14 protein-coding genes are annotated in these 14,626 nt (G+C 44.9%); 9 read left to right on the top strand and 5 right to left on the bottom strand.

Going from position 1 to position 14,626, the window contains the following annotated elements:
* The first annotated feature begins 125 nt into the window (after positions 1-125).
* Positions 126-308: a hypothetical protein gene (locus QUA03_RS10565; protein ID WP_333080764.1), complete on the top strand. Its 183-nt coding sequence runs from the start codon at positions 126-128 to the stop codon at positions 306-308.
* Between the two features lie 523 nt (positions 309-831).
* Positions 832-1,269, top strand: a complete 438-nt coding sequence (locus tag QUA03_RS10560; RefSeq protein ID WP_333211869.1) for a DUF6918 family protein — start codon at positions 832-834, stop codon at positions 1,267-1,269.
* Between the two features lie 120 nt (positions 1,270-1,389).
* Here the strand turns inward: QUA03_RS10560 and QUA03_RS10555 are convergent, their stop codons facing one another.
* The 3 genes from QUA03_RS10555 to QUA03_RS10545 all read right to left on the bottom strand — a co-directional run bounded on the left by QUA03_RS10555 (position 1,390) and on the right by QUA03_RS10545 (position 5,970).
* Entirely contained in the window at positions 1,390-2,892 is a 1,503-nt protein-coding gene (locus tag QUA03_RS10555) for a HoxN/HupN/NixA family nickel/cobalt transporter (protein WP_333211867.1), read from the bottom strand.
* Positions 2,893-3,164: 272 nt separating this feature from the next.
* Complete coding sequence (locus tag QUA03_RS10550; RefSeq protein ID WP_333211865.1) at positions 3,165-4,571, bottom strand: hypothetical protein; 1,407 nt, start codon at positions 4,569-4,571, stop codon at positions 3,165-3,167.
* A 184-nt stretch (positions 4,572-4,755) separates the two neighbouring features.
* Positions 4,756-5,970: a DUF4331 domain-containing protein gene (locus QUA03_RS10545; protein ID WP_333211864.1), complete on the bottom strand. Its 1,215-nt coding sequence runs from the start codon at positions 5,968-5,970 to the stop codon at positions 4,756-4,758.
* Between the two features lie 621 nt (positions 5,971-6,591).
* On the opposite strand from QUA03_RS10545, the gene QUA03_RS10540 reads away from it, so the two are divergent.
* The 4 genes from QUA03_RS10540 (at position 6,592) to QUA03_RS10525 (ending at position 9,579) form a co-directional block, all read left to right on the top strand.
* Entirely contained in the window at positions 6,592-7,161 is a 570-nt protein-coding gene (locus QUA03_RS10540; protein ID WP_333211863.1) for a sigma-70 family RNA polymerase sigma factor, read from the top strand.
* A gap of 144 nt (positions 7,162-7,305) precedes the next feature.
* The gene (locus QUA03_RS10535; RefSeq protein ID WP_333211861.1) at positions 7,306-7,926 is read left to right on the top strand and encodes a cupin domain-containing protein; all 621 of its coding nucleotides are present in this window, start codon (positions 7,306-7,308) and stop codon (positions 7,924-7,926) included.
* Positions 7,927-8,116: 190 nt separating this feature from the next.
* Entirely contained in the window at positions 8,117-8,590 is a 474-nt protein-coding gene (locus QUA03_RS10530) for a DUF732 domain-containing protein (RefSeq protein ID WP_333211859.1), read from the top strand.
* Positions 8,591-8,760: 170 nt separating this feature from the next.
* Positions 8,761-9,579 carry a hypothetical protein gene (locus QUA03_RS10525; protein WP_333211857.1) on the top strand — a complete coding sequence of 273 codons (819 nt, stop codon included), beginning with the start codon at positions 8,761-8,763 and terminating at the stop codon, positions 9,577-9,579.
* 242 nt (positions 9,580-9,821) lie between these two features.
* Here QUA03_RS10525 and QUA03_RS10520 read toward each other — a convergent pair whose 3' ends face one another.
* Both QUA03_RS10520 and QUA03_RS10515 read right to left on the bottom strand, forming a co-directional pair.
* Positions 9,822-10,421, bottom strand: a complete 600-nt coding sequence (locus tag QUA03_RS10520) for a class I SAM-dependent methyltransferase (protein WP_333211855.1) — start codon at positions 10,419-10,421, stop codon at positions 9,822-9,824.
* Between the two features lie 43 nt (positions 10,422-10,464).
* Positions 10,465-11,052, bottom strand: a complete 588-nt coding sequence (locus QUA03_RS10515) for an acireductone dioxygenase (protein ID WP_333211854.1) — start codon at positions 11,050-11,052, stop codon at positions 10,465-10,467.
* Positions 11,053-11,408: 356 nt separating this feature from the next.
* On the opposite strand from QUA03_RS10515, the gene der reads away from it, so the two are divergent.
* From der to QUA03_RS10500, 3 genes are all read left to right on the top strand, one after another.
* Positions 11,409-12,770, top strand: coding sequence for a ribosome biogenesis GTPase Der (gene der / locus QUA03_RS10510; protein WP_333211852.1), 1,362 nt, complete (start codon positions 11,409-11,411; stop codon positions 12,768-12,770).
* Between the two features lie 164 nt (positions 12,771-12,934).
* A complete protein-coding gene (locus tag QUA03_RS10505) occupies positions 12,935-13,306 on the top strand; it encodes a four helix bundle protein (RefSeq protein WP_333211850.1) in 372 nt (123 codons plus the stop codon).
* Between the two features lie 266 nt (positions 13,307-13,572).
* A complete protein-coding gene (locus QUA03_RS10500) occupies positions 13,573-14,568 on the top strand; it encodes an energy-coupling factor transporter transmembrane protein EcfT (protein WP_333211849.1) in 996 nt (331 codons plus the stop codon).
* Positions 14,569-14,626: the final 58 nt, after the last annotated feature.

The raw sequence follows: 14,626 nt of genomic DNA, 5'->3' as shown, positions 1-14,626 counted from the left end.
TGCTCAGTGGTGATAGATGTCACTTAAACTATGCCCGTGCGATCGCACCAAGGGACTGAGGATGTTTATATGTTGTAGGTGTAAGAGGAATTATGCCCTAGGGCGTATGTATGGGAGACAATGCCATGTTAGAAAAACTATTATTAGCTGCCGGCTTAACCTTATCGCTTCAAATATTTCCCGGACTCAGCACTTCCGCGCCGTTACCGAAAAATTTGGTATTGCGATCGAGCGATCGGCCGGCTCAAACCCAGAAACTTCCGATCGTTGCAGTACCTGCAGGCATCCAGCCGAATGTCCAATCCTAATGATACGTGCCAGCTCATACGTGCAAATGCGATCGGACTTAGGCAGAGCCTTTCTAATATTTTTTTCGAGCTGTCCTCTTTTCTATGTGGCTGTTCACAACTCATCAGTTTGTAGTCAGGGCTTTAGTCCTCATTAATCTCACCTAATAAGGACTAAAGCCCTTACTACAAACCGTAGGTCAATAATGAGTAGCAGATTGAACATTAATTCCTATAACATACTACTAGACAAATCTCAACATCAACTTGTCAACTAAAGACTTTTAAACCTTAAAAAACTTGGGAAACCTTGAGTAATGGCTCAAAATAGATATATGATGTCAGATTGAGATCGAAGCTAATAATACCAATTTATTGTAAAGTTGCACATATCTCGATCCCCCTAAATCCCCCTTAAGAAGGGGGACTTTGATAAGAATCTTGTTCCCCCCTTATTAAGGGGGGCGCCAGGGTGATCGGATTCTATGCAGCCGCATAAAAAATTGGTATAAGCACATTGACTATTAAATCAAGGAAACTGAAAATGGGACTTAGCGATATTCTCTTGAATGAAAACCACAGAGACACTTTTGTTGATGACTGTGTAAAGTTGATAGACCAACAAGTTGCAGCAGCGTCGGGATTGGGTGGTCTGGCTCTTAAAGCTGCCTACTCTACTGTCAAGGGGATACGGGCTGACTATTGCGCCCAAGTCGTCGATCAACTTCTGCCAGAAATCTCCACGGCACTCGATCCGATGTGGACTGAAGGGGTAAACAATGGCAACCCAGTAGAATATCTAGCCCAAAGAAAAGCTGAAGTAGCAGACGAATTGCTCCAGATAAGTGACAAAAGGGTCGAGAAAAGCACAAGATCGATGGTTAAAGGCGCCTATGCCAAACTCCGCCCCTCAGCCAAGAATTACGTGGAAAAGGGAGTACCGGATTTAGCCGAAATTATTAATAAACATAGTGGGGCCTGATAAGTGAGCAACGGCTAAAAAACAGAATACCCAGATACCCGGCTTCTTCAAGAAATCGGGTATCTAAAATCCGACTTATTCGTAAGTTTGTAGTTAGGAGGGAGAGTCATAATTTTATGCTTATCCATTGCCAATTACCCATTGATTTTCCGCCAATATTTTCAACATCGCCTGTCCGGTAATTCCCAACCCCAATAACATTACAAACATCGCGCTAATCGCCGGCATAAATTTGACTGCTGTGATCTGTTTTGGCAGTTTATCAAAATTTCGTTTGGCATAAACTAAGATTAATCCGATCGCACTCAGCACTAAAGCCAATCCCAAACTAAACGCTACAACTAACGTCATCCCCAAAGCAACATTGCCCAAAGCCGATGCACTCAACAGCATCACCAAAGCGGAAGGACAAGGCAACAAACCGCCGGAAATCCCCAACGCTAATAAGCTTTTCCAAGTAATAGCAGAACCGTCAGCACCAGGAGGCAAATGCGAATGAATCCGGCCGTCTCCGTGATGGTGGTAGTGGTGAGATATATCTGGTTTTACAGGTGTAAATTCTCTCTCCCAACTTCCTCTATTTAAAAGGTTTACTGGTTCCTCACGGTTTATATTAAGGAGTTCCGTTCTTAAAAAACAGTTTTTATTGAAAAATTTAGTCTTAATTTTTTTGATAAATTCAGTTTTCACGACTAACCTAGTCTTGAGTTTTTTTAATAGTAAATTTAGCCCGATGAAGGCCACTAATAAACCCGAGATTAAACTTAGCCAAGGATCTAATTTTTCTGGATCAATTAAGTTAGAAGCAAACAAAGTAATTCCGCCCACCGCAAACACGCCGGCAGTGTGAGTAATTGTAGTGGTTGCTGCTAGAAATAAAGCGTGTAGGGGAGTAGCCCGCGAACCCACTAAATAAGCGCCGACTATGGTTTTTCCGTGTCCGGGCGACATCGCGTGCACGCATCCCCAAGCAAATGCTCCCGCTATTGCTAGTAAAAAACTCCAACCTGAATCCCAGAGAGATTCATTTCCGGCTAACAAAAAGTCGCGGTTTTGCGGCGTAAATACAAAGCTTTTTACAGCACCCGCTTGCACAATCGTGGCTTGGCAGCTAGCTGTCGAAACTTCGGGCAAAAACAGATTGTAATTAATCCGCAATTTCTCTGGTTTGGAGATGGAAATTGAGTCAGGCAAAGCGGGGGTTTTATCTTGAGAAGGTGCGGGCCAGGTGTAGTCTAAAATTAAGGTGCTGTGGGTATTCGGCTGCTGGATTGAAATGGCGGTTTTAGCTGCTATTTCTAGCGGGTTTACTGCTACGGAGCCTTGAATATTGCTACTGTTGGCGATGCGGATTTGTTGGCTAAAAAACTTTTCTAGCTGTGTTTGGTGCTTGCGAACTTCAGCAGGTTGTAGCTGGCTGTCTCGATTGTCGTCGGCGAAGTTTGTTAAACCGGTTGGGAAAGTTAATGTTATTTCGGTTTGCAAATCTTTGACTACTATTTCTGCTACGGATAAGTCTGACCAGTGCGAGTAAACTGGTCTGGTTGAGGTTGTTAGTAACAAGGAAAGTGTCAGGAAGAATAGGAGGAAAAACCTTAGTAATTGGTTCAACTTATAGTGCATAAATACCTTCGTTTTTAGGTAATTTGTTTGTGAATTATTTGTGTTTGTTGGGATTTTTGAGGCGATCAATCTTTTCGTGAGTCTCACAGTCCGCCAGGGGTTGAAACCCCTGTCTCATAGCGAAAGTCGGTTGAAACCGACTAAAAGATTTTTTACTTTTTAGTGAAATCTTTTAGTCCTCTTGACAGGACTTAAGCTTTTAGCCAGGGGTTGAAACCCCTGGCGGATTGACGGAATAGCGAACTTTGCCGAATGGCTGCTATTAGCTAATCTCAAAATTCATAACTTCCCAAACCTAATGCTTGGCGAGATCGATCGTCAAAATTCGGGTCAATTTCCTTGGACTTTTGAAAATAAGCGCGAGATTCAGCATCCTTACCTAAAGTACGGGCGATCGCAGCAGCCCGGTAAAACATACCCGCATCCCGAATGCCCGATCGCACTATTTCGGCCATCACTCGATCGGCCTTTTGCCATTCCCCAGCGGCGGAAAGCGCCCAAGCCAAAGTATCCAACGTCACAGCATCCCGCCGAATTTTCACCTCATCCTGCATTAACACCAGCGCTTCCGCAACATCCTGCGATCGACCTTTTTCCAGCAGCAAACTTGCCAAATCGCGCCGGTGTCCGAAACCGCGAGCTCCAGAAACCTGTTCCTGTCGCAGCCCTGCTTCTGCTTTGTCGCGAAGTCGCCGGGATTCGATCGCATCACCCTGCAAATCCTTCACCCTCGCCATACCGCGATCGACAATGCGATCGAACACAGTCGCAACGGAGCCAGAATAGGCCGAAACCTTGCTGTAATAGCCTTCCGCCTCCCGATAATTGCCCTGCCGCGTCTCCAAATCCGCCAAATAAATCAGCGCCAGCGGGTATCGCGGCACCAACCGCAGCGCCTCCAAAAACAGCGCTTTCGCCTGCACAAACTGCCCGCGACGCGCGTAAAATCGACCCAAGAGCGATCGGGCCCGCGCCGAACCAGCAACCTCTCCCGGTTCCTCCGCCGCCATTGCTTGCCGGTAATCCTGCAAAACCTCAGCATCTCGACCCTGAGACTCTCTCACTAAAGCTCTCAAAGTGAGAGAGCCCAAGTTAGGAATCCGGTTAACTAAGGCTTCTGCGGCTGCATTTGCCTCGCTCACTTTACCCATCGCTAAGTGAGATGTAACTGAAAGGGCGATCGCATCTTCATTATCAGAACTCGCCTGTTTAGCAAAGCGCAAAGCAGTAGCAAAATCGTGTCTCGCCTCAGCAATCCGAGCTAAAACTAACAGCGCACCTTTGTTGTCAAAAGGCAAATCGGCGATCGACTTTTGAGCCGCTTGTTCTGCCAATAAAAACCAACCTCCCTCCCCAGTAGCGCGAGCCATTTTTAAATAAGATCCCGCCAGCGCCGCCCGGTTCAAACCGCTGCGGGAATCAACAGCCAATCGCTGCTGGTAAAAAGCTATTTCTTGCTGAATTGCTTCCTTTTGATTGGGATTATTTCTCAAACTTTCCGAAAAATGATAGCGGTAATTAGTATCTAGATTTTCGGGGCTTTTGTTGGAAAATTTTTCTGAAATAAAACGAAAATTAGGAGGTAAATTCACTACTACCATCCCAACAAAAGGAACTACTATCAGCAGCCACCACGAGAAAATATCCGACTTTATTTCCTGTTTAGTTTTAGTTTTCATACATCCGCGTTCATCTGCGTTAATCCGCCTTCATCTGCGGTCAAAAAAAGTCTTTTCTATTGTGGTAAGGTGCGTCGCCATCTATAATCTGCAAGTTTCATTAAAAATCTCATAGCGACGCACCCTACATTCATAGATCTGTCAACTGTCAACTGTCAACTGTCAACTGTCAACTGTCAACTGACTAATTAGGCAAAGCCAAATAAGGAAAATTCCGTTCTAAAGGTTTGTGTCCCTGAGCCGGATTTCCCGGAGTTCCGTTATATGAAACATTATCGCCAACCGGAGAACCCACCAAAGCTCCCAGAGTAATATCAATAACGTCGTCCATCAGCATACGACCTCCGATCAAGCTTCCTTGAGCATTTGTAGCGCTAGCGTAGCCGCTGGTTTTTGTGGTATCAATCCGCATGACATCGGGTAAGAAAGCTCCGGCGATCGCATTTGGATCGACATTATCCCGACCGTCCAAAAGATCGACAGCATTCAGAGTAGCAACAGCTTCCTGACGCACCGGAGCAGCAGCAGCGCTTAAATCAGATCTCGGAGGAATATTATTGAATGCTTCCAGATAAGCGGGAGTAACTATTAAACCCTCATTAATTGCAGGCCTGGCCAAACGCTCGAATTGTTTGAAACCGCCAGCTCCGTCTCTGATAGAAACAGTTGACCAAACATCAAAAGTATTCGCCCCACTTCCTGCTTGCAAAAATGCTTTCGGAACGCGGACAGCAATTGTATTGACGTTGTAACCTTTAGTAAAGTCGATCGCTTGACTCGGTTCTTTAAAAGCAGTGCGCGGCCCCGTTCCCAAAGCTGCGGCGCGAACTCGGAAAAATTGTTCCACATCAAAGAAAAACGGGTCTTCCCGTAAACCCGCAAATACAGTCAAGTTAGAACCGCCCACAGGTACTGTATTCAAAACAGCATTAGAATTCAGCGGAGTTGTGGCAATTAGCCCGCCGTTAACTGTAGCCTTAGTAGTTGTCTCCGAGCCGTTGCGAACAACAGTTACAGCTACCGCTTGCATACCTCTATTGTTAGGCGGACTGAAGGCAAACCGCAAGATAATATCCGAGCGTCCAGTAGGTGTAGAATTCACGTCACCTACCTGCGTGATATGAAATTGGTAAAGGGCTGTAGTGCTGAAATAATATTGATAACGGGCGACAGACCTGGGATTTGAATTCATAGTAAATACTAAATCCCCGTCCGCAGCACCGGAGTTTTGGTCTTTTTCGCGATATACATACAGGTCAGTTAAATTGACCGCGCGACCTTTGATATCTACTTCGCCGTCGTCGTGGTCGGAAGCGACAATTATCCCTGGAGTTAATAGAGCAATTAAAGCTACTTCAATAGCTAGTATGGTTCGGCGAATTTTTTTTGTGAGCTTCACAGTTAGCACCTTTATTTCAATGAAATTTTTGCACAAATCAATGCTAAATAACCCGCATTCGCGGGTTTTACTTTTGTAGCAACAGGTTGAAATCTGTCAACCTGTCGGGCTTTTGCGCTATTGCTGAGCCTTCTCCTATTGGTGGTATACGAAGGTTTGGCAATTTTGGATCTGTGCGGCCAGACTAATTTATATAAAAAAGTGGGTAATTAAGGATTTACTCGTGCCCGGACTATTCTTGGAAATGCCCGATCGGAGACACATCCACCCTCGCTATACAAGAGACAGAGCGTCGCTTATATGGGTTTCCAGACTCTTCTTGGGAGCGATCGAACAAAGCTTGGGAACGAGTGAATGGCGCGGTTTTGACTCTTCACGCTCAGGGATTTTTTCGTTCTGCATAAAGCGGATTGGTAAGTATCCAAAAAATCACTAATTAGGTGGTAAAATCCAAGATGACTTAGGATTTTTACAATTCAAAGCACGACAAAATTAGCCTGAAAAGGCATCCTCCAGCTTGTACCCCCAACTTCAAACTTACAATTATGTTCTGTAGTGATATACGCCGAATTGTTAATTTTGGATCTGTGCCGTCAAAACAAAAATTTTGGGTACACTGAAATGACAGGCCAGAAGTCAGGCGATGAATCGCTGCTTTTAGTGCAGATTGCCCGGAAAGACCAAACGGCATTAGCTAAACTTTACGATCGCTACGGTCGCCCAAGTTACGCTCTCGCTTACAAAATCCTGGGTTCGGTAGAAGAAGCTGAAGAAGTGGTAATCGATGTTTTTTCCCAAATTTGGCAAAAAGCAGCAACTTACGATCCTTCTCGCAGTCGAGCAGATACGTGGTTGTTCATGCTGACCCGCAGTCGTTCCCTCGATCGGCTCCGAGCGATTCAGCGAACAGTCCGGGCTGCTGAAGCTTGTCTGGAAGATGCTAAAATACCCATCTCTAGCGTTGCAGAACCGATGGAAGATGCAATGTTTAAAGAACGCAGGGAACAAGTCAAAGCAGCCTTAGAAAAACTGCCAAAGGAACAGCAAGAGGCGATCGAACTCGCCTACTATCAAGGGCTGACTTGCGCGGCGATATCAGCTAAAACTGGTATCCCGACAGGTACAATTAAAACCAGAATTCGGTTGGGTATTTCCAAATTGCGTCAAGCTTTGAGCGAACATTTTTTTTAGATGGTCAAAAAACACAATTTAAGTTGTTTAACCTCAATCTAAAATTATGGTCTCTCCAATCATCCATCTTGAGTGCGAGGGCAGCAGACCAATTTCCAGTTTAAAATCAACCTAGGCTGAATTACAATTAATGGCGGAAAACAGATGGAAATGATGCCAGACGAGGAATATAAAATCCTTGCAGCCCTTCAAGCTCTCGATATCCTCGACGAGTCAGAACGCGGCGCATTTGCAGAAAAATTGAAAGAGTCCGCAGAACTTACAAGTGAATTAGCTGCTTTGGAATCAACAATTGCCGCGATCGCCTACACAGCCCCCCCATTTCCAGTCGCCCCCGACCTCAAAAACCGCCTGTTACAGCGCATAGCCGAACTGCCGCCAACCCAGGCAGAATCAGTAAATATCAACCCAATTGTTACCTCCCCAACAGAGAACAATGCTCCATCTTTAATCGTGCGATCGAATGATGTCAAATGGAAATCTTATGGAGTTGCGGGAGTCTCATTGGGCAAGCTTTATATTGACAAAACAAATCGCCAAATTACCTGCTTGCTGCGACTTGAACCGGGAGTAACATTTCCCCTGCACCGACACGCTGCCTCGGAGGAAGTGTTTGTATTAGAAGGAGACTTAATTGTAGAAGGGGAAATTTGCCATCAAGGCGACTACATTCGATCGGTTCCCGGTTCCATACATTCCTCCCTCACACAAGGGGGATGTTTGCTGTTAATGAAAACTTCCATAGACAACGAAATGCTCGTCTGATATTATGTTTGTTGAATTACCGACAGCTTGGAGGGCGGGCTTATGTAGATTTTTAGTTAGAATTACAGATTGTTGGTGAAACCAGACCCTACAATTATTTTGGTTAATTTACCAGACACGCTCTCACTCAAAAACACCCGCCTTGCTCCGCATTCTGCGGTTAAAAATGCCAATATATTACATAATTTCCATGCTAAATTACTCGCGCTTAACTGCTGTTATGTCCGCCGTTATTATACAATTTGTACCCAGCAACCAAAGCGCGATCGCCCAAGAACGCGAAGGATGTTTTCTTGTTAATTCAGTGGGAGAAGTAATTAACTTAAATTTGTTGTGTTCGCCTCAAGAATCAGACATTAAGCTGACAGGAAACGATGGGAAATTTCTCGAAGACTACAAACGCTTAGCAAAAAGTTACTCTCCCGAAGCAACGGATAATTTACTGCAAGCCATCCAAAGGGCCCCTGGTCAAAAAATTGCGGCCGCTAAAAGAATGTGTGCGGAAGCAAAATCGGGAGTTTCTCTGCCGGAAGTTAAATTAAGAGCGATCGGGCAAGCAGCGAGTATCGAAAATCCAACTGTCAAAGAAAGTTTTCTGGCGGATGCCGATATTATTACTACTCTTGCCGCCAACCATTATTGCCCGGAGTTAGCCAGTAAGTAATATCATGAAATTTGGAGAGACACGCTAAGCGAGCATCTCAGTTTTGCTTTTACTATCCCTGTGCGATCGTCCGCCTCCCACTCCTAAAAAATACTTGTTACAAAACTGAGATGCTTCCCACGGTAAGGCCGCGTCTCTACTTGCAGCAACGATCCATGAAATTACCGGAAATGAAACATTTAAAATCAAGTTCCGCCGACTTGCGGGATTTATTCAAAGACAGCATTACAGTTAAATATCTCGCGGAACCGCTGAAAGCTGTCCCCGCTTGCGAAGACGCAGCCAAGTTGCGATCGTGGATGGAGGCCCGCGATTTTGACGTACTCGGTATCGAAGAAAACGGCACGGTTTGCGGCTATGTAGAACGATCGCACTTAAAGACAGGCAAGTGCAGCGACTACCAGCAAATTTTTCACCCCTCCCAATTAATTGCCGCTGCCACTCCTTTAATGGAATTGCTGCCGCTGCTGCGAGAAAAACCGAGATTATTTGTATTAGAAAGCAACAGGATCGACGGGATCGTTACCTGCGGCGATTTGCAAAAAGCACCGGTGCGGATGCTGCTGTTTGGATTGGTGACGCTTCTGGAAATGAATTTATTACGGATCGTGCGGATTTACTTTCCCCAAGATTCTTGGCAAAAATTGCTTAAGGGCGATCGCATTTTAGCCGCCAAACACCTTTGGGAATTGGGGCGATCGCGAAATGAAGCAATTGACTTAATTGATTACCTGCAATTCTGCGACAAGCGAGATTTAATCCTGACTTCTGCTGAAATAGTCGATCGGCTGGGGCTCAAATCCAAACGCTACGGGGAGCGTTTTTTAAAGTCAGCAGAAGCATTGAGAAACAAATTAGCTCACGCTCAAGATTTAATTAACGGTTCTTCTTGGCCGGAAGTAATTTTTTTGGCTCAGGAAATAGAAGCGCTTTTGCAGCGTTGCGAAGAAATTGAAATGGCGGCACCTAATGAAGCTGAGAGCATTTAAAAAATCAGAAAGGTTCGAGACTAAAAAATGAAAAATCAATAACTTGCACAATTAAACCCCAGAAGCTTTGATCCAAGGTAAACTATTGCTCTATTAGTCACCTTCTTTATTTTTCATTCCTTAGCAATTAGGAAGCTAATTTAACGGTAAATTCCGAAAAATTCAGTAAAAACGAGCTGCAACTTTTCCAGAACTCCGACTTCAAGAGAGTGCCGACTTCTTTAAGCAGTCGGCACTATATATTAATCTCTCTTACGAGCAACAATGTGAAAAATATGCCAGTGTTTTTCCTCGCCTAGCGCCGTTACTCCAGGATGTTCTTCTTCGTCAAACCACTCAATCTGCAAGGACTTTAGCAGCACTTGAATTTGTTCGCGAGTATGATGAGTGCGATCGGGGTAAACAGCCCATGAGTCGCGATCGCCAAACAATTGACCGCAGAAATATCCTCCTGGATTTAGCGATGTCACGATCGTTTCCCAAAGATGGGGGAAATCGGCGGGCTGACAAAAAGGAAGGCAAAAACTGGCATTGATTAGATCGATCGATTGAGGCAAAGTTAAGGTTTCAAAACGCATCAATTGAGTTTGGAGCAGATCGCGTTGAATCGGACGATCCAGCAAGCGATCGAAGGCATTTTGTTCCCTGTCAATCGCTAAAACTCGCCAGCCTCGACGTAGGAGTTCCACCGTATCTCGTCCATCGCCACAGCCTAAATCTACAGCGAATCGAGGACGATCTAGCAACGGTTCCGTGTCAAAAATTGACAAAGCTTTCAGCAAAGTTTCATGCGGCGGGCGACCTTCCACCGCTTGATAGTAAGTCACCCAATTCTGTTTCATCTTCTTCTTCCTCCTCTACAAATTTCCCCTCTTCTTCTGGCTCTTAATTTTTAATTTTTAGTTTCCTGTTAGTATACTGAGGAACCCAGCCTTGAGCACTGGTGTAATACTGCAAGGCTTTCAAGTACAGCGACGGAGTGAGATAAAACCAATGTTCGGTATTGGCAGGCACTTTAATGTATTCTTCAGCTTGCAGCATTAATTGTACCTGAGAGCCGTTAGAATACACAAACCCAAAAACGCATTCCCCAGCTAAAATGTGAAGAACTTCTGCATCTGTGTGGGTGTGAGTGCGATCGCTTTGAGTCATCAGCGCGTAAATCTGCTGCGAACCTGGATGCAGCACTTTCAAGTCGCACCACTTATATCCGCTGGCGCGCTTAAACTCTTCAAACTCGCTATTAAATGCTCCGAGAATCTGCTGTTTTTCTGTAACATTGAGAATGTCTTGAACTAGCAGTTCCTGAAACGCCGGATTTTTGTTTGTGGGCAGGGAATCGATCTCAATATTTAAAACGGCCAGTTGACTCGCGATCCCCCGGATATCCGTATATGTTCTACCGTCTTCTAGTTGCAGAACAGCCATATTACCACCTAATGTTTTGAGCTTTGAGGGAAATTTAGTTTCCATTTTTAAGCTGCTGTTTTAAGCTTTCGTCAAAAACTAAACTCCTGCTTTTTTTCAATAATAGCCGATCCCTAAAATCCTATATCTACCTTCATAATCATCAAAGAATTACCACAGATGAGATGATTTGTTGAGTTATTTAAGTTTTATTTCTAATTCTCAGAGTGGGGCTGGGAATGCAGATCCATAGGCTGTGGCTATTTTTTAGGGTTCGATGTTTAAACGGGCGATCAGTAAAACACCGCCTACAGCATGAAAAGACAGAAACACAGCCTCAATCTATAAAAATCTCGTCAGATTAGCTTACAATACAAGACTAAAGCTCAAAATTACGGCGCAGCCTCATTGCTGCTACTTTTATGTCTCTACCTATAGTTGCTATTATTGGACGCCCCAATGTAGGCAAATCGACGATCGTCAACCGTTTAGCCAACACCCAAGACGCGATCGTCCACGACGAACCAGGAATCACGCGCGATCGCACTTACAGACCAGCATACTGGGGCGATCGGGAATATCAAGTCGTAGACACCGGCGGGCTAGTATTCGACGACGAGACCGAATTTCTGCCTTTAATTCGCGAACAAGCAATGGCGGCCCTCGCAGAAGCCAGCGCAGCCATTTTCGTAGTTGACGGAAAAACCGGGCTCACCGGCGGCGACGAAGCGATCGCATCTTGGCTGAGACTGCAAAAAGTCCCAGTCATTCTCGCCGTCAACAAATGCGAATCGGAAAATACAGGACTCACCCAAGCAGCCGACTTTTGGCAATTGGGAATGGGAGAACCTTACCCAATTTCCGGCATTCACGGCAACGGCACCGGCGAATTGCTTGACAAATTAATTACTTACCTTCCCACGGAAGTATTACCAGAAGTTGAGGAAATTAAAGTAGCAATTATCGGTCGTCCCAACGTTGGAAAATCGAGTTTGTTAAACGCATTTCTCGGAGAAAATCGCGCCATAGTCAGCCCGATTTCCGGCACAACCCGCGACGCGATCGACACCTTAGTAGAACGCAACGGTAAAACCTACCGCCTGATTGACACAGCCGGAATTCGCAAAAAGAAAAACGTCGAATACGGCGCAGAATTTTTCGGGATCAACCGCGCTTTCAAAGCCATCCGCCGCGCCAATGTCATACTGTTAGTAATTGACGCAATTGACGGCGTTACGGATCAAGACCAAAAATTAGCCGATCGCATCAGCCAAGAAGGTCGCGCCTGCATCATAGTCGTCAACAAATGGGATGCCGTAGAAAAAGAGTCCGACACCATATACGAGTACGAAAGAGAAGTAAGAACCCGACTTTATTTCCTCGACTGGGCAGAAATGATTTTTGTTAGCGCCATGAGTGGACAGCGAGTTGAAAAAATCATTGAATTAGTAGATAAAGCCTCCGACGAACACAAACGTCGCGTCCCTACCGCCGTCATTAACGAAGTGATAGAAGAAGCCACAACCTGGCACTCAGCCCCAGTTACCCGCCAAGGAAAACAAGGCAAAATCTATTACGGTACTCAAGTGCGATCGCAGCCACCGACAATCGCCCTATTCGTCAACGATCCCAAACGCTTCACCGAAAACTACCGCCGCTACATGGAAAGCCAATTCCGCAAACACCTAGGCTTTACCGGTACACCAATGCGGCTACTTTGGAGAGGCAAAAAAGTTCGTGCCACCGAAATGAGCACAACAAACAGAGCACTGCGCGTGAAGTGATTTTAGATTTTAGATTTGGGATTTTAGATTGAAGAGAAAACGCAGTTTAATGGTATAATTAAGTTGCGATTTTTTTCTTTTGTCTTCCTTCGCCTCTTGGCAATTCAATTACTTGGTATTTGAAACAATTCCAAATCAAACAATCTAAAATCTAAAATCGCAAGGTGGACGAACAAGAGTTTAAAAGAAGAACAAAGCAGCTAGCATTGAGAGTTATTAAGCTAGTAGATGCGCTGCCCAAAGGCTCCGCTTCTCAGGTAATTGGCAAGCAGTTAATTCGTTCAGCAACTTCTGTAGGAGCCAATTATCGAGCGGCTTGTCGTGCTAAGTCAACAGCAGACTTAATTTCTAAACTCAGGATAGTGGAAGAAGAAGCGGATGAAAGTCTTTACTGGATGGAGTTAATAGTTGAAGCTGAATTGGTAGATGCCACTAAATTGAAAAGTATCATGTCAGAAACCAATGAGATTTTAGCGATGACAGTTGCGTCCATCAAAACTTTAATTGCTAAAAACCCAACAGCAAATCGCAAATAAAAAAATGTCAAAATTCAACAAAAATTTCCTATCAAAAATCAAACACTCAAATAATCCCCACTCAAAAAATCAATTGCTCAATCAAATAATCCCATTCAAAAATCAATCAATCCCTCAATCAATCCCTCAATCAATCCCTCAATCAATCCCTCAATCAATCAATCCCTCAATCAATCCCTCAATCAATCAATCCCTCAATCAATCAATCCCTCAATCAATCCCTCAATCAATCTAAAATCTAAAATCTAAAATCTAAAATCGACAAGATGGACTTACTTCGATCGCTCCCCATAGGACTTTACCTAGAACAACCAGTAACCTGGCTTCACCGGCTAGACTCCCGCGTAAAATTAGCTTGGTTGATGACATTTCTGATTGCACCCATACTCGCCAATCCCATCTGGCGGTTGATGCTAGTAGGAATGTTAATCGTACTCACACTAACAGCAGCAATTCCCTGGCGCGTGTGGAAACAGCAAATGGGAATGCTGCTGCTATTCTGCCTATTAGTATTTTGCCTCAGCGCGATCGCCCCCGACGGACTCCCCGCAGAACACCAGCCCCGCATCCCCGCCGACGAATTAGCCTTTTCCCAACAGCCGGCAACCCTTTCGCCCCCTCAAAAGCCCAAACCCTGGTACCAATCTTTTAACTTAGGCTCAAACTCCCCAATCCCCAATCCCAAAGCCCAAAACTCAAATCAACTCCCCCAACCCACAAACTACCGTTACGTTGTATTCAAACAAGGCCCGATTAAAATCACCCGCAAATCCTTAGATTTAGCTATCAACGTCAGCACCCTATTTTTCACAGTAATTTACAGCACCAACCTCTACCTTCTCACCACAGCCAGCGAAGAAATTACCGCCGCCCTTGAAAACTTAATGCAGCCCTTGCGCCGCTTGAACTGGCCTATTACCGAAATAGCCTTAACATTAACTTTATCTTTGCGATTCATTCCCCTAGTATTGGAAGAAATACAAAATTTAGTGCGATCGGTCAGAACCAGAGCGATAAACTGGAAAAAACTCGGATTTCGCAGCGCAGCTCAAGTGTGGTTGATGATAGCAGAGCGGCTGTTAGAAAACTTGCTCCTGCGAGCTGAACAAATTGCCAGCGCCATGAAAGTTCGCGGCTTCACCAGTCCCGATCGACACCGGGTAGAATGGCACCAGTTGCAATTGAAAATCCGAGACTGGATCGCCCTCGGCTGCTTGCTCGTCCTCTGGAGCGCCCGCTTCGTTTGGGGCTGGGACAGTTGAGATTTTAGATTTTAGATTTTAGATTTTAGATTGAATAATATTGAAGAATTGGGAATGA

It is taken from the genome of Microcoleus sp. S36b_A4, from assembly GCF_036700645.1.
Taxonomy (GTDB): domain Bacteria; phylum Cyanobacteriota; class Cyanobacteriia; order Cyanobacteriales; family Microcoleaceae; genus Microcoleus.
This window is presented reverse-complemented; position numbering and strand designations above follow the sequence as displayed.

Coding starts and splice junctions, on each gene's coding strand:
- QUA03_RS10565 (WP_333080764.1), top strand. CDS start 126: ATGTTAGAAAAACTATTATTAGCTGCCGGCTTAACCTTATCGCTTCAA.
- QUA03_RS10560 (WP_333211869.1), top strand. CDS start 832: ATGGGACTTAGCGATATTCTCTTGAATGAAAACCACAGAGACACTTTT.
- QUA03_RS10555 (WP_333211867.1), bottom strand. CDS start 2,892: ATGCACTATAAGTTGAACCAATTACTAAGGTTTTTCCTCCTATTCTTC.
- QUA03_RS10550 (WP_333211865.1), bottom strand. CDS start 4,571: ATGAAAACTAAAACTAAACAGGAAATAAAGTCGGATATTTTCTCGTGG.
- QUA03_RS10540 (WP_333211863.1), top strand. CDS start 6,592: ATGACAGGCCAGAAGTCAGGCGATGAATCGCTGCTTTTAGTGCAGATT.
- QUA03_RS10535 (WP_333211861.1), top strand. CDS start 7,306: ATGGAAATGATGCCAGACGAGGAATATAAAATCCTTGCAGCCCTTCAA.
- QUA03_RS10530 (WP_333211859.1), top strand. CDS start 8,117: ATGCTAAATTACTCGCGCTTAACTGCTGTTATGTCCGCCGTTATTATA.
- QUA03_RS10525 (WP_333211857.1), top strand. CDS start 8,761: ATGAAACATTTAAAATCAAGTTCCGCCGACTTGCGGGATTTATTCAAA.
- QUA03_RS10520 (WP_333211855.1), bottom strand. CDS start 10,421: ATGAAACAGAATTGGGTGACTTACTATCAAGCGGTGGAAGGTCGCCCG.
- QUA03_RS10515 (WP_333211854.1), bottom strand. CDS start 11,052: ATGGAAACTAAATTTCCCTCAAAGCTCAAAACATTAGGTGGTAATATG.
- der (WP_333211852.1), top strand. CDS start 11,409: ATGTCTCTACCTATAGTTGCTATTATTGGACGCCCCAATGTAGGCAAA.
- QUA03_RS10500 (WP_333211849.1), top strand. CDS start 13,573: ATGGACTTACTTCGATCGCTCCCCATAGGACTTTACCTAGAACAACCA.